General features: G+C 38.6%; 10 protein-coding genes and 1 riboswitch. Of the genes, 6 read left to right on the top strand and 4 right to left on the bottom strand.

The window, feature by feature from the left end:
* The first annotated feature begins 426 nt into the window (after positions 1-426).
* Positions 427-1,971 carry a Na+/H+ antiporter NhaC family protein gene (locus TSP02S_RS00270; protein WP_041081073.1) on the top strand — a complete coding sequence of 515 codons (1,545 nt, stop codon included), beginning with the start codon at positions 427-429 and terminating at the stop codon, positions 1,969-1,971.
* A gap of 25 nt (positions 1,972-1,996) precedes the next feature.
* Here TSP02S_RS00270 and topA read toward each other — a convergent pair whose 3' ends face one another.
* From topA to TSP02S_RS00255, 3 genes are read right to left on the bottom strand one after another with little or no spacing between them, the layout of a single operon-like run.
* Positions 1,997-4,153: a type I DNA topoisomerase gene (gene topA, locus TSP02S_RS00265; RefSeq protein WP_041081072.1), complete on the bottom strand. Its 2,157-nt coding sequence runs from the start codon at positions 4,151-4,153 to the stop codon at positions 1,997-1,999.
* Positions 4,154-4,164: 11 nt separating this feature from the next.
* A complete protein-coding gene (locus tag TSP02S_RS00260; protein WP_041081071.1) occupies positions 4,165-5,574 on the bottom strand; it encodes a phosphoglucomutase/phosphomannomutase family protein in 1,410 nt (469 codons plus the stop codon).
* The gene (locus tag TSP02S_RS00255) at positions 5,571-6,617 is read right to left on the bottom strand and encodes a 3'-5' exoribonuclease YhaM family protein (RefSeq protein ID WP_041081070.1); all 1,047 of its coding nucleotides are present in this window, start codon (positions 6,615-6,617) and stop codon (positions 5,571-5,573) included. The genes TSP02S_RS00260 and TSP02S_RS00255 overlap by 4 nt, the downstream gene beginning before the upstream one ends.
* A 107-nt stretch (positions 6,618-6,724) precedes the next feature.
* Positions 6,725-6,833, top strand: a riboswitch (TPP riboswitch).
* 45 nt (positions 6,834-6,878) lie between these two features.
* Here TSP02S_RS00255 and TSP02S_RS00250 point away from each other — a divergent pair.
* Together TSP02S_RS00250 and TSP02S_RS00245 are read left to right on the top strand one after the other, a co-directional pair.
* Entirely contained in the window at positions 6,879-7,865 is a 987-nt protein-coding gene (locus TSP02S_RS00250; RefSeq protein ID WP_041081069.1) for a thiamine ABC transporter substrate-binding protein, read from the top strand.
* The gene (locus TSP02S_RS00245; protein ID WP_041081068.1) at positions 7,862-9,412 is read left to right on the top strand and encodes an ABC transporter permease; all 1,551 of its coding nucleotides are present in this window, start codon (positions 7,862-7,864) and stop codon (positions 9,410-9,412) included. Before TSP02S_RS00250 ends, TSP02S_RS00245 begins: the two co-directional genes overlap by 4 nt.
* A gap of 15 nt (positions 9,413-9,427) precedes the next feature.
* Here TSP02S_RS00245 and TSP02S_RS00240 read toward each other — a convergent pair whose 3' ends face one another.
* Complete coding sequence (locus TSP02S_RS00240) at positions 9,428-9,826, bottom strand: substrate-binding domain-containing protein (RefSeq protein ID WP_269763789.1); 399 nt, start codon at positions 9,824-9,826, stop codon at positions 9,428-9,430.
* Positions 9,827-9,918: 92 nt separating this feature from the next.
* Between TSP02S_RS00240 and glgX the strand changes: the two genes are divergently transcribed.
* The 3 genes from glgX to TSP02S_RS00225 all read left to right on the top strand — a co-directional run bounded on the left by glgX (position 9,919) and on the right by TSP02S_RS00225 (position 15,508).
* A complete protein-coding gene (gene glgX / locus TSP02S_RS00235) occupies positions 9,919-12,114 on the top strand; it encodes a glycogen debranching protein GlgX (protein ID WP_232503720.1) in 2,196 nt (731 codons plus the stop codon).
* 58 nt (positions 12,115-12,172) lie between these two features.
* Complete coding sequence (locus TSP02S_RS00230; protein WP_041081066.1) at positions 12,173-13,681, top strand: methyl-accepting chemotaxis protein; 1,509 nt, start codon at positions 12,173-12,175, stop codon at positions 13,679-13,681.
* Positions 13,682-13,747: 66 nt separating this feature from the next.
* Entirely contained in the window at positions 13,748-15,508 is a 1,761-nt protein-coding gene (locus TSP02S_RS00225) for a hypothetical protein (RefSeq protein ID WP_041081065.1), read from the top strand.
* Positions 15,509-15,533 lie beyond the last annotated feature (25 nt).

Genomic DNA, 15,533 nt, shown 5'->3' with positions numbered 1-15,533 from the left:
TATAAAATCACTCTCAAAAGTTAGTCTCAACAAAGTTCTGTTACAGCGATGAATAGTGAAACAAAATGAGTTTTCTATACCAAAGTATCATCAGAAAGGCAAAAACAAGAAATTGTTACAAACAAAAAATCGTATACTATATAATGGACAGCGCTGATCCACCGGTGGATAAAATACCCCCTTCGTATATTGCCATAGGTCTACTCTCTTGGGTTTAATGGTGAAGATTTATCTTGGACACTTTTTTATTTTAGAATAGGTTGATCATTTGATAAAGACGTGGTATACTTATATCGAAGTTGGATGTTCTAAAAATTACTCTTGACAAATTTTGTTTTTGTGGTATAATATAAGAAGCAGGGTTAAAAACCCTGCTTTTTTGTTTATTATATGTAGTAGCACAAACTAACTTGGGAGGTGTACTGGGTGGAAGGTACTGTATGGTCAATATTACCACCACTTGTTGCAATCGTTCTGTGTTTTGTCACCAAAAATGTTTTGCTATCTCTTTTTCTGGGTATCTTCACTGGAGGATTATTGCTCAACGGTTTTAATCCGATCACAGGGATTGGTTATTCACTCGAAAAGATCATAGAATCAATAGCAGATGAATGGGATGCAAAGTTACTTCTGTTTAATTTGTTCATGGGTGCTGGTATAGCTTTTATATGGCGGCTTGGTGGAAGTAAAGCACTTGCAGACTGGGCAAGAACAAAGATAAAGACGAAAAGATCTGCGAGTGTCTGGGCGTGGCTTTTGGGTGTCATTGTCTTTTTCAACGATTATATCAATGCGGCGATAGTTGGAAATGTGACGAGAGACATTTTTGAACAACACAAGATTTCCAAAGAGAAACTCTCTTATATCCTTGATTCTACTTCTGCACCTGTGGCGACTTTTTTTATCTCTGACTGGATAGCATACCAATTGGCTATGATCCAAAATGGTATGGACGGTGCGGGTATAACAAATATCTCACCTTTAACGGCGTTTTTGGGGAGTATTCCTTTTAATTTTTATTGTATTTTCACTGTAATCTTTGTCGGAATCATTGCGATCACAAATTGGGATTTTGGAAGCATGTTGAAAGCTGAGGTAAGAGCCCAAAGAGAAGGTAAGACATCAAGAGATGGTGCTTCACCAATGTTGAATGTCGACTTTGAGCTCGGAAAACCGATAGAGAAAAGACCAATGATACTTACTTTCGTACTGCCAATCTTGGCATTGATAGTTGTAACGATAATAGGCTTTTATTATACCGGTGCAAAAGTTGGGGGAGAAACTCTCATCGAGAAACTTGGTAATGCAGATGCCGCGACTGCTTTACTCTGGGGTGCTTTTGCGATGACGCTCACTGGTATAACCATTGCCTTGGGTTTTAGATTGATGACCGTTGCAGAAACCATGAAAACAATCTTAGAAGGATTCAAGTTGATGTTGCTCGCATGTGCCATTTTGGTACTTGCTTGGTCGATAGGAACTGTGACAAAAGATATGAACCTTGCAGGATACGTAGTTTCAGTAGTGGGAAAGAGTGTTTCTTTTGCCCTTGTCCCGGCCATCATTTTTATCGTTGGTATGCTGATCTCTTTTGCCACGGGAACCTCTTGGGGAACTATGGCCATACTCACCCCAATCGCTATACCAATTGCTTACAAAATCACCAATGACGCATGGCTTTCAGTTACAGTAATGGCTGGTACAGTTTTTGCCGGTGCGATCTTTGGAGATCATTGTTCACCTATTTCAGATACAACTGTTCTTGCTTCTATTTTCTCGGGGAGTGATCATATTGATCATGTGAATACACAGATACCATATGCACTTGCTTGCGCGTTTGTAGCCCTGATCATGTACTTACTGTATGGTATCTTTAAAATTTCTCCTTTTATATTGCTGACGATTGGTATAGTCTCTTTGATTTTCGTGGCTAAATTGTTGAACAAATTGTCTTTGAAAAAATATGCATAAAAGGTGGGCAATCGCCCACCTTATTTTATTTTTTAATGCTGAAAGATTTCTTACAATTCTGACAGTAGAGAACTTCTTTTGATCTGGTCTTTTTATAGTAGAGATTTTGAGAGCATTCAGGACATTTTTCGTCAGATGGCTCAAGCCAACTTATGAAGTCACAGTTTTGGTTTGTACACTTGAAAAACACCTTTTTGTTCTTGGAGATCTTTTTTTCAACTGCTGAGGAACACTTGGGGCATTTGCCCCTTGCAAAACCAGTGTAATTTCTGCCACAATTTTTGCACTTTAGATATCTTCCAAATTTACCGTCCATTTGCTGTAGCTCTCCACCGCATGAAGGACATGTCATTTGTGGTGAATCTTGTTTTTCGATTTGAAAATACATTTTATCATCCAAAACTGCTGGTGAATCAAGGACCACAGAGTTGGTTTTAGAGCACTTTGGACAGGATAGATATAATCCATACCTTCCAACTTTTAGACGATATTCTTCGGCACAATCACATTTCAAATTCGTTGGGATATCTATCGAAAGCCATTGTTTTTGAGCATCATCTAAATATTTTGAAAATTGTTCATAGAATTCCTTGAGCAGTTTTCTGTAATCTTTTTGTCCTTGTTCTACTTGGTCTAAAGCTTCCTCCATACGTGCTGTAAATTCCAGATCGATTATCTGTGGAAATCTCTTTTCCATGTAATGATTTACCACAAAGCCCATGACCGTTGGAACAAGTTCTTGAGATCTTTTGATGACGTATTTTCTTTCGATGAGAGTTGAGATTATAGTGGCGTATGTACTTGGTCTACCTATGCCTCTTGCCTCAAGTGCTCGGACCATTGTGGCTTCGGAGTATCTGGATGGAGGTTTTGTCTCGTCTTCCTCTATTTGCCATTTGGTGACTGTAACTTCTGAAGGTAAAGTTTCAAACTGTTGTTCTTTTTCTTTTTTAAATAAGATCTCAAAGCCATCGAAGATTCTGTGTTCTATTTTCGCTTCAAACATGTATTTTTCACATTCAAATATTATCGTTGTTTCTTCGTAAATTGCTTCACTCATCTGCGATGCAACAAATCTTTCCCATATGAGTTTATAGAGTTTGGCGTGATCCTTTGACAATTCTTTTTCGGCTTCATCTGGAGTGAGACTGATCTCAACAGGTCTAATTGCTTCATGTGCATCTTGAATATTTTGTCCTTTTTTTTGTGGTGAACTTTGTGTTCCAAGGTATTTATCACCGTAATTGCTCAATATGTATTCTCTTGCCATTTGTTTGGCATAATCTGAGATTCGAGTGGAATCTGTTCTCATGTATGTTATGAAAGCCTTGTGTCCGCTCGGTGTATCGATTCCTTCGTAGAGTTGTTGTGCGATTTGCATAGTCTTGTTCACAGAAAATCCCAATTTATTTGCTGCCTCTTGCTGAAGTGTACTGGTTATGAAAGGTAGTGGTGGCTTTTTGCGTACCTCTCTTTTTTTAACTTGCTTTACCTTTAATTTCTTCACATTTTTTTCTATATCCTGGGCTATTTCTTTGGTGACGTCCTGCATCTGTACTCTCTTTTGATCTATGTGTGTCAAATAGAACTTCAGCGAACCAACATAACCCTGGACTTTCCAGAATTTTTTTGGGATGAATCTGTGTCTTTGAATCTCTCTTTCACAGATAATTTTCAATGCTGCTGATTGCACTCTACCAGCGCTCAGATTTGCCTTGAGCATTTTCCAAAGCAATGGACTTATTTTGTATCCAACTATACGATCGAGTATGCGCCTTGCCAATTGAGCCTGGACCTTTCTCATGTCTATATACCTTGGTGATTTGACTGCTTTTTGTATAGCTTGCGGTGTGATTTCGCTGAAAACAATTCTGTTTTTCTTGTCTAAAATTCCAAGGATGTCCGCAAGATGCCATGCTATCGCTTCGCCTTCTCTATCCATATCCGATGCCAGAAAAACTTCCTTACCCTTTGTTTTTGTGGAAAGTTCCTGTACAACCTTCTCTTTTCCATCGATGATCTTGAACTCCGGTTCAAAATCGTTTTTTATATCTACACCAAATTCTTTTTCAGGCAGATCACGCACATGCCCCTTTGAGGAAATTACATCGTATTCACCTTTGAGAATTTGCTTTATCGTCTTTGCTTTCGCAGGTGATTCGACAATTATGATCTTTTTCATCTTTTCCCTTCCTATCTACTCATTTTGCGTACAGCCAAAAGCATCGACTGGAACGTTTGAGGATCCTTCGCTTCAAAGTATATTCTCACAACCGGTTCGGTTCCTGAGGCTCTTGCAAGTATCCATGCACCAGGTTTATCAAAGAAATACCTCAAGCCGTCGATCGAATCTTGATCGACTATTTTTATGCCTAACAGATAATCTTTTATATTCCTAAATTTTGTCAAAAGTTCTTGTTTTTCTTGTTCATCGGATAACTCAAGATCTATTCTTGTGTTGAAAAATTCACCGTAATTCTTACGAAAATCTTTCCTTATCTGTGAAAGACTTTTTCTTTCGTATGCAATCATCTCGAGTACGAGCATGCATGCCAATATTCCGTCTTTCTCCGGTGTGTGGCCTTGTATGGTAAGACCACCGCTTTCTTCTCCCGCGATAACTACATTCTCCGAGAGAAGCACATTTGCAAGAAATTTGAATCCAACAGGCGTTTCCAAAACTTTTTGCTTGAAGATCTGTGCTACAGAATCGATTGCATGGGATGTGGCAATCGTTCTTGCTACAGGTCCATTGAAGTTTCTATGTGTATACAAATGGTGTGCGAGAAGGGCGATCACTTCATTTGGCTTTACGTACTCACCGTTATCATCGACGATTCCAAATCTATCTGCATCACCATCGGTTGCCACAACGATGTCCCAACCACGATTTTTCACTTTCTCTGCAAGGTCTCTGAGTCTATCTTCATCTGGTTCTGGTCTATCTCCCCCAAAATATGGGTTCCTATAATTGTGGACGACGTCAAATTCACCACAAACGGATTTGCACAGTTCGTCTAAGTAACCTATCGAAGTCCCATAGAGTAAATCTGCGATGACTTTCAAACCAGCAGACTTAATTCTTTCCAAATCTACCTTTTGTGCGATTGCCTTCATATAATCAGTTCTTGGTTCAAAGACTTCGAAGAGTTCTTTAGCGCTCGCCTCGCGAAGACTGATCATGGGTATCTTTTTTTCCTCTATTTTTTCGATTAAAGTTTCTATTTCTTTTGTTACTTCCGGTGATGCGGGTGATCCATCGGCTGGATTGAATTTTATACCACAATATTCAGGTGGATTGTGCGATGCAGTGATATTTATACCACCGGCGAGTTTGTATTGTCTTATTGCAAATGAGACCACAGGTGTAGGAGTGGGATTCTCTGGCATCAAGACCTTTATACCATTCGCTGTTAAAACCTGAGCTACCAATTGAGCGTAGTGCTCTGTCATGAAGCGGGTATCGCGTGCCACGATCAGAGCTTTTCCACCAACTTTTTTGATATATTCAGCAATTGCTTGACTCACTATTTTTACATTGCTAAACGTGAATTGATCGCTTATGATAGCTCTCCAGCCGGACGTACCAAATTTTATCTTCACTGCTCAATCCCCCCAAGCCAGAGACGTCTCTGAAGATGTTTGTCGTACTCACTCCAGAGTTTTTCAGTGCCATTCTTCTTTTCTTTTTCACCTATTGCTCTAAAGCGTGCGAGTTTTGCATCCATGTTTTCAAGCATATGGATTACAAAGGCTTCCGCTGTCTTTGGAACAACCGGTGATCCCCATTCAAGTTCTCCATGATGAGAAAGAATTATGTGCTCAATTTGCATCAACTTGTTCTTATTTAGCGACATCTTGATTGCACGTTCTTTGAACATTTGAGCGCCAAGTACTATATGGCCGATCAACTCTCCTTCATCGGTCACCTCGAATCCCTTCTGAGTTACCCTGTATTCTCTCACTTTTCCGATATCGTGCAGAATAGCGCCGGTGATTAGAATGTCTTTGTTGAGAAACTGTTCGTACACAGTTGAAACTTTCTTGCACAAATTTGCCACATCTACGGTGTGTTCGAGTAGTCCGCCAAGGTAAGCATGGTGGACATTCACTCCGGCAGGAACCTGAATGAAATCTTTGATGAACTGATCATCTTCTGTGAAAAAACTCTGCAACAGTTTTCTCAAATCATCATCTCGTATTTCTTTAATGAATATCGTCAACTTTTCGTACATCTTATCGATGTCTTGAGCTGTTACATCAACAAATCTCTGAAAGTCGTATTCCGAATCGGCCAGACATCTTACAGAGTCTGGTTCTTTATCCAAATTGATTTGAACATGATCTTCAAAATAAACAACCCTTCCTTTTGCCAAAATAACATCGCCTTCATTAATCTTGGTGAAGTTTTTATCGGCATTGTACCAATCGACAGCTCTAACACTTCCGGTTTTATCAGTTAAAGTTACCAACAGAAATTTTTTCTGATCCTTAGCTTCCTGAAGTTTTTTGCTGGAAACTTTTGCTATGATTTCAACGTTTTCGTTCAGTTTTTGGTTTAACTGCTGAATGAAGGGGAGATCTGAGAAAGCATTGATTCCAAGCTCGTTAAAAACATCCTTTGGAATCTTGTCACCGAGTTTCACAATTTTCCACTCCTCTCGTGGTACAAGACAATTTTACAACATAAAAACAATCATCATGTAATTCACACAGATCATTTTCTTATGATACAATAAAAATGGCCAAGTGAATATATCTGCAGGGGAGCTTCTAATCCGAGGCTGAGAGGAGGACGGAAGTCCTCGACCCTTGAACCTGATCCGGGTAATGCCGGCGTAGGGAGCAAGTGAAAAATCAAATTACCCCGCCGGTGGCGGGGTTTTAACTTAGGGGAGGTGGTGTATATGAGAAAGTTGTTATTTATTGTATCATTAATTTTCGCGGTGTCAATACTCTCTCAGGAATTAGTTGTGTATACCTATAGCAGTTTCGCATCGGGAATTGCGCAGAAAGTCTTGCCAATTTTTGAAAGACAAAGCAATGTCAAAGTGAAGGTACTATCTTTTGGAGATGCTGGGAATGTACTCGCAAGGTTGATTCTTGAGAAAGATCAGCCAAAGGCCGATGTTGTGATTGGATTGGATCAACCTTTATTAAGACGTGCGATCTCTGAGGGACTTTTGACACAGTTTGTTCCACAGAACATATCAAAAGTGAAGAACAAAGAACTTTTGGACACACAGGGTTACGGTACACCATTTGATTATGGTGCGATTGCCTTGGTTTACAACACCGAAGATATAGAGAACCCACCGAGATCTTTTAAAGAACTTCTTGATGAGAGATTTAGAAAGAAACTGGTTGTTCAGGATCCTCGTACATCGAGTACGGGACTTTCTTTTATGTTATGGACGGTGGCGGTTTTCGGTGAGGACGGATTTTTGGATTACTGGAAGAATTTAAAGAACAATATTTTGACCATAACGCCGGGATGGGATGAAGCATTCAGTATGCTCGAAACGGGAGAGGCAGATATCATGGTGAGCTATGCAACAGATGGTGCTTATAGTTACCATGAATATGGAAGTCTTAAGTACCTGCCGGTAATCATGGAAGAAGGTGCCTTTGTGCAGATAGAGTACGCAGCCATAGTGAAAGGTACGAAAAATCTCGATCTTGCGAAGAAGTTCATTGAATTTATTTTGAGCGAAGAATTTCAGTCGCAGATACCATTAAACCAATGGATGTACCCAGTTATAGAAATAGAACTTCCACAAGCTTACAAATATGCGCCTAAGATAGATAAAGTGCTGTCATTTGACTATGGCACATTTGACCAAAAAGGTAAAGAGTGGCTTGAAAAATGGGCAGGAGTAATGATAGGTAGATGAAAAGAAAGATAATCTTGGGCTTGGTGCCGATAGTCTTTATCGGCACCTTTTTGATTTATCCACTTGTTTTATTGTTTCTGAGATTTCCAAACGGAGATCTTCACCAAATACTTTTAAAAAACACCACGGTTATAAAATTCACTATCTTTCAAGCATTAATATCGGCTTTTCTGACAATGCTTCTTGGAGTACCAGGCGCTTATTTGATCGCAAGAACAAGACTTCCAAAAACTGTGAAGAGTCTTTTAAAGTCTGCGAGCATGGTGCCTTTTGTACTTCCTGGGATATCGATGGCAATAGGTTTTTTACTCACTTTTGGTAACAATGGAATAGTGAATTGGGTGTTGTCTTTTTTCAATCTAAGGATCAGGATACTATATACATTCACCGCGGTATTAATTGGCCATGTGTTTTATAACTTTCCTCTGTTCATAAGGATCGTTGGTGACGCTTTTGAGAGAATAGATAAAAGTCTTCTTGAAATGGCTAATCTTGAAGGAGCCTCGAAGTTCAAAAGATTTTGGCATGTTGAATTACCCTTAATGACACCCGCTATTGGTTCTGCTTTTGCACTTTCTTATCTATACTGTTTTACCAGTTTTGCCGTTGTTATGATCTTAGGTGGGATCAAATACTCAACTATAGAAGTGAGCATCTATATGTATTTGAGAGTTCTTTTGGATTTTGAAAGTGCGCTGTTTTTGACATTGTTTCAAATGATTTTTGTGGCATTGGCGAGTCTTGTTTTTTTGATATTATCCAATAGAACTGAGGAATTTTTTGGTGAAACGCTCAAGGAGAAAAGACCAAAATGGTCTTATCTTTATGTTGTATTTGTTGGATTATTCGTTTTTTTACCGTTGATTATGGCTTGTTTTGGTGGGTTTATAAGATATGGAAGTGGCTTCACGTTTGAAAATTTCAGAAGGTTGTTCAGTCAAAGTGTTGAATGGATAATAGGAACAAATACGTGGTCTGTGGTTATTTACAGTTTATTGTTGAGTTCGGTAGTTGGGATATGCGTTTGTGCTATTGGGTTGATCAGCTCCTATGCTTCTGTCAGGTTTAAGACATCTTTATCTGCATTAGTGTATTTACCAATAGCAATCTCTCCAGCGACAATGGCTTTTGGTATGATCCTTCTTGGCGGTGTACCCCAGGTACTCAAGTTGGGTGGTATTTACGCATTGATATCTCTACCTTTAGTTCACAGTTCTCTTCAAAATGTTTGGAGAAGTCTTCCAAAGGAGATCGAAGAGGCAAGTAAAATCGATGGTTGTGGTTCTTTGGAGAGATTTTTCAAGATAACACTGCCGATTTTCAAAAAGGAATTGCTGGGAGCTTTTGCTTTTTGCATGGCAATAGCACTCGGAGAAATCACAGCCACTATAATTCTTTCAGATGGTCAGTTAGCTACTTTGTCTGTCGCAACCTATAAACTCTTCAGTACGCGTCATGTAGGTGAAGCACAAGCACTCAATTCAATCTTGATGTGGATTGTGTTGATTTTATTCTTTGTTTCTGAACAAACAGCACATAAAACTTAAAAACAGGTTTATTTGTCAATGTTCTTTTCTGTTTATATGTACAGTGGTCAAGGGTGGATCAATAATACTGGAAAATACCAAATCGTCTACCCCCACAATACTCAACTGCTTTGGAATCTCCATTTTCATTTCTCTTGCGGCATTTATAACTGCGTAGGCAAATATATCGTTGTAACAAAGAACGGCTGTGATATTCTTTGATAAACTTGTTTGCAAAAAATCCTTGAATCTTCTGTACGAATTTTCAAAACCCTCCGAAGAATTTATGATTTGTTCTGATAGTCCAGCTTCCTTCATTGCAGAAGAGTAACCTTTCTGGCGAAATTGGGAGGTGAATTTTTCTGGCAATGAATTGAACATGAGAATTCCTTTGTGTCCCATCTGAATCAGATATTTTGTTGCAATATAACCAATTTTTTCGTCAAATGATTAAAAAACGCCATGATAAATGAAAAAGAAAACCTTAGAAAAACAGTGTATTTGTGGGGTGAATTGATAATGAGATAATGGTTCTAAAATTGGTTCAAGCAAGTATACTATTACCAGGTGGTAAATTGCCAGATTATCCTGTCGAATATAACAACCCAGATTCAAATGTTGAGTTGAAGACAAAAAGAGGTTACCCAAGGCTTGGTGCAACGCCAGATGATACTGGTGTAAATTTTGGTATTTTTTCAAGGAATGGGCGTCGCGTGATCCTTGAACTGTACCAGAATTATTATGATGAAAAACCCTCTCACAGATTCGTACTCGATCCAATTTACAATAGAACAGGTGATATCTGGCACATATATGTCTATGGAGTTGGCCATGGTCAATATTATGGTTGGAGAATAGATGGAGAATATGACCCCAATAACGGGAAAAGATTCAATGTTTATAAACTTTTGACTGACCCATATGCAAAGGCGATATCTGGATCGTATGAATGGGATGAGGACAGTGTATATGGATATGATAGAGATTCTCCTATGAAAGATCTTTCATTCTCAACAATTGATTCTGCACAGAGCCCGACAAAATCCATAGTCATCGATGACTCTAAATACGATTGGACCGGAGATAGAAAACCAATGATCCCATGGAAAGATACGATCATCTATGAAATGCATGTAAGGTTCTTCACCATGAGTCCCACATCTAATGTGAGGTTTCGTGGTACTTTTTTGGGAATACTTGAGAAACTCGATCATTTAAAGGAACTTGGAGTAACTACAATTGAATTGATGCCTGTCTTTGAATTTTGTGCTAATGCCAATACCAATATAAATCCATTGACTGGCAAGAGGCTTATGGATATGTGGGGTTATAATCCATTGGGTTTTTTCGCTGTAACAGGTAACTATTCAGTAGGCATGAAACTTGGTGAACAAGTTTTTCTCTTCAAGGATTTTGTCAAGCAAATGCACAAGAATGGTTTTGAAGTAATTCTCGATGTTGTTTACAATCATACCGGCGAAAGTAATGAACTTGGTCCCACTCTTTCTTTCAGAGGTATAGACAACGAAATCTATTACATGCTCAATCCGAGCAACAAACGCTTCTATTTGAACTATTCTGGCTGTGGAAATACACTCAACTGCAATCACCCAGTTGTAAAGGAAATGATTATAGACAGTCTCAGATATTGGGCGACGGAGATGCACGTGGATGGTTTCCGCTTTGACCTTGCTTCTATTCTTGGAAGGACACCAGATGGCAGGTGGATTGGTGATTTTTCATTACTAAAAGATATTTCAGAAGATGCCATATTACATGATCTAAAGCTCATTGCTGAAGGATGGGATGCTGCAGGCGGATATTTTTTGGGGCAATTCCCTCAAGGTTGGGCAGAATGGAATGGAAGATATAGGGACACGGTGAGAAAATTTGTACGAGGGGACGAAGGTACAGTACAAGATCTTGCCATGAGAATAGCTGGAAGTCAAGATTTGTATGGTTCAAGATCTCCCCACGCGAGTATCAATTTCGTTACATGTCACGATGGTTTTACATTGAGAGATCTTGTCAGTTATAAGTACAAACACAATGAGGCAAATGGTGAAGGTAACAGAGATGGCAGTGATGAAAATTTCAGCAACAATTATGGCGTGGAAGGTGAAACAGATGATCCCAAGATAATTAGTTTGAGAAAACAACAAGTAAAAAACTTCATAGCCATCCTGATGGTATCTCATGGTACTCCAATGATCTTGATGGGTGATGAAATGTACAGAACGCAGAAAGGAAATAACAACGCTTACTGTCATGACGATGAAACTACGTGGCTTGATTGGACTTTAAAAGAAAAGCACAAGGACATTTTTAGGTTTTTCAAGAAGATGATTGATTTTCGAAAATCACATCCAGTCTTGAGAAAACCGCACTTTTTTACAGGATTACCGACACAAACGGGTTTCCCAGACTTGACTTGGCATGGTGTAAGACCCTTTGAGCCGGATTTTTCTTATCATTCTCACTCGATAGCTTTCATGATAAGTGGGGAACCAAGTTCAGTTGAGCAGGACACCGATATATACGTTATTCTAAATCAATGGCGTGAACCTTTGAAATTTGTATTGCCTTACATCCATGGCAAAAACTGGTACAGAGTTGTTGACACATCGAAGGATTGCCCTGAAGATTTTCTCGATGACCCGGAACCCGTTGGATACACATATACAGCTCAGCCAAGAAGCACAGTAATTTTGATTGGCATGTGAATGATAAGCCAAAATTTTATGTTCTATACACTTAATCGATCTCAAGGAGGGAGATTTGGTGAGCATATTCTCATTGTGCATTGGCATTGTTGGTTTGATTTTTCTATTATTCAGAGTTTTCTTTTGGGAATATGTGGTCTTGTGTTCTTTATGCTTTATGATCGCCGTTTTTATAATTCAAAATATCAGGATCAGAAAAATTGTGCAGATCAAACAAGAAAAAATTGATGAAAAAGAGAATAGAGATTTATTTCGTGAGCTTTTCATATCTTCAAATTCATTAAAACAGGATGCTGAGAATCTTGTCGATATATCAAAACAAATGAACGAAAGTTCTGATCTTCTGACAAAAAGATCCAAGAAGATCTCAGAATTGGTTCAATCTTTAACCGCAGCTCTTGAAGAAACTTCATCCGGAGCAGCTGAGATATCTAATGATGCTCAGATGATTGGACAGAATGCGCAAAAAATGTATGAAGAGTTCGAAGAATTTGGTAAGAATATGGCAGATCTAAAATTGAAAATCAACGACCTTGTAACCGAGAATGTGAATGCGAAAAGCAAAATCAAGGACTTGGTTGAAACAATGGATAGACTTGGTCAGGTTTCTGAAGGTATAAGACATATGATAGAAACAATTGAACAGATCTCGGAGCAAACGAATCTTTTGGCACTGAACGCGGCAATAGAAGCCGCAAGAGCTGGAGAACATGGACGGGGATTTGCAGTTGTTGCAGAGGAAGTGAGAAAGCTCGCCCAGCAGTCTCGAGAATCTGCAGAAGAGATAGCACAACAGGTTGGAAGTATTGAATTAGCTATTAAAGAATCCTTAGACAAGAGCAATACAGTAGCTGAATTGGTGGGGAAAACTATAAAGGTCAACGAAGAATTCGCTACAGATTTGATCAAACTCAAAGACAGTGTTAGTCAATTTGAGAAAATAGTGAATGAAATCTCTGATTCTATACAATCACAGATAAGATCTACTAAGGAGATAGAGTCGGCTGTCAACAACAATACAAACGCCGCAGCGGAGATTTTGAATTTTGTCGACGAAACCGATAAAACCGTCCGGTTTTTAAGTGATCTATCTCAAGAACTTTCAAAGAATGGGCAGGTACTTTCTTTAAAATCTTTGAAGTTAAAAAGTCTTACCGGAGCAAGAAAGTGGCTCTCTGAGCAAATAAGAGATCTGGGTAGGTTACTTCAATTACCTGAGTGCCAGAATTTGGATTGGAAAACCTTTGAGCCGCATGCAAAAGAGTTTCTAAAAACGCGTGGAGATATTTATGAACTATTGTTCATGGCTGATGCAAATGGCAATTTCATAACTACTACAGGAGCGAAAGGAAATATAGCAGATAGAGATTATTTTAGATACCTCAAGCAAAACAATACTGTCGAGTGGACGATATCAGATCCCTTACAGTCCCGTGTTTCCGGTAAAATGACATTAAGGTTGGTTTTTGCAATTAGGCAAGATGGAGTATTCAAAGGTATTCTCGCTGCGACTCTTATGCTTAAAAAGCTCGAAGAACAGATAGAGCGCGAGGTATTTTTGGGATGACTTCATGTGAAGATATCGAATGATATATCGTATAATCAAGTTAAAAACCAAGGGGAGGGATAGTGAATGAAAAAGGTATTGTTGTTAATTGCTGTTGTTGTTTGCATTCATGCTTTTGCTTATGTTCCTATCACAGCAGATTATGTGCTATTTCTGAAAGATTTTGAAACACTCAACTCCTTTTTACCACCAAATAACAAGTTGAGTGATCACACAGATGGCTTTGTGTGCTTCTTTGGTAAAATGACGCTGGATCTTTCAGGTTTAGTGGGATTGATCGAAACCGAAGAATTCTCTAATGCTCAAAATCTGTTGGATGTTTCTATCGTTACCAACGATCCTGATTGGTTCAAGAAAAATTTCTCGGAATTTTTGGTAAATCGCGAAGTCATCCAAGTGAACGATTTGTACTATTTCGCATCGGCAATGATGGTTGAAGATGTAAAAGCTATGATCAATGACCAGATACCAAAGATAAAGTTGAATGAAGATGCCGCAATTTATGTAAAGATGCAAACAATTCCCATCGTTGGTATTGTCTTACATCTATTTGGTTTCAATGAAGGCGTGCCAGTTGAAGATGAGATAAGCGTTTCTTTTGATTCAGACACTGCAAGGATCTTTATAAAATCCAACAAATCCCACAGAACTGAATGGGAGGTTAAGCGCGCGCAATCTCAGGTTTTACCAAAGGGATTGAAAACGCTCAAAGATGCACAATTTTCCTTGGTAGTGCCAACTTCGATTTTGAATCAGATCCCTACTGAAGTTATGGAAGAAGTTGGAATAGATTTAGAAAAATTTGAATTCATATTCACTAAATCAACTGGCATTTCTTTGAGTTTTTCAGAAGACACATCTAAATTCGCTCTGTTTTTCGATTTCAAAGAAGAATCATTAGAAGATCTGATTGATTACTTTGACACACTTGGAGCATTTGCCAGAAGAACGGAAGATTTTATCTACCTGAGTTCAGATGAATTTGTCGCAGTGCTTCCAACAAAAGGTGGTATAGCTGAGGTTTTGTCGAAAAATGTTGATGAAAAAGATCTCATTCCTGTCGAAGGTGGAGTACTTGGTAGAATTGTTTTCAAACAAGATAGCATCTTTGCTGATCTATCATTGCATAGAGAAGATTGCTCAGTAGTGTCGGAGGCAAGATTATCAAAGGATCTAATCTCTACTGTTTTGAGTGAAATCTTATCTGAATTCTTACCAAAACCAGAAGAGTTGAATTTGTTGAACGATATAATTGACTCTATTGACTTTAGGTGTTATTACATGTACTCAGATCCGCCAGAAGATATCGATGAACTTGAACAAGATATTTATGAAGAATTATCAGACAGAGTGGTTTATGAGAGAAAAGAGGAAGATGGTAGGTGGTTGGTAAAGATTGGTGTTAAAACTGATCTGGTGGATACAATGACAGAAGATGATGTAATGAACAGCTTGAGTGTTGAGGTTAATGATGTTCAAATCGATAAGGAGAACAGATTTATATATGTGACTAAAACTTATGATAAATATCAACTGCCATCTGCGGAAGATTTGATAACTGACTTTGTGGAGGCCATAAGGCAATATTATGAAGATAATGAAGTAGCTCCAGAAGACTTAAGCGAACTTCTTTTCTGGTACGTCGATTATCCAGAAGAAGTGCTTGATATACTTGAGTATGAACAAGAACCTTCAGGCAAAACTATAACAGTAAAACTTAGTATAACAACAGATGAAGAAATCAATGAATCGCTGATTGAAGAATTGAATCTAAAGGATCTTTTCCACAAAGACGGTGTATTGACCGTGGTCTTTGAACTTCCATAGACTTTATAGAAAATTTATAGAAAAG

Source organism: Thermotoga profunda AZM34c06 (genome assembly GCF_000828675.1).
GTDB lineage: Bacteria > Thermotogota > Thermotogae > Thermotogales > DSM-5069 > Pseudothermotoga_B > Pseudothermotoga_B profunda.
This window is presented reverse-complemented; position numbering and strand designations above follow the sequence as displayed.

Bases quoted from the DNA above. Each gene is read 5' to 3' on its own strand.
- topA (WP_041081072.1), bottom strand. From the start codon at position 4,153: ATGAAAAAGATCATAATTGTCGAATCACCTGCGAAAGCAAAGACGATA.
- TSP02S_RS00250 (WP_041081069.1), top strand. From the start codon at position 6,879: ATGAGAAAGTTGTTATTTATTGTATCATTAATTTTCGCGGTGTCAATA.
- TSP02S_RS00245 (WP_041081068.1), top strand. From the start codon at position 7,862: ATGAAAAGAAAGATAATCTTGGGCTTGGTGCCGATAGTCTTTATCGGC.
- glgX (WP_232503720.1), top strand. From the start codon at position 9,919: ATGGTTCTAAAATTGGTTCAAGCAAGTATACTATTACCAGGTGGTAAA.
- TSP02S_RS00225 (WP_041081065.1), top strand. From the start codon at position 13,748: ATGAAAAAGGTATTGTTGTTAATTGCTGTTGTTGTTTGCATTCATGCT.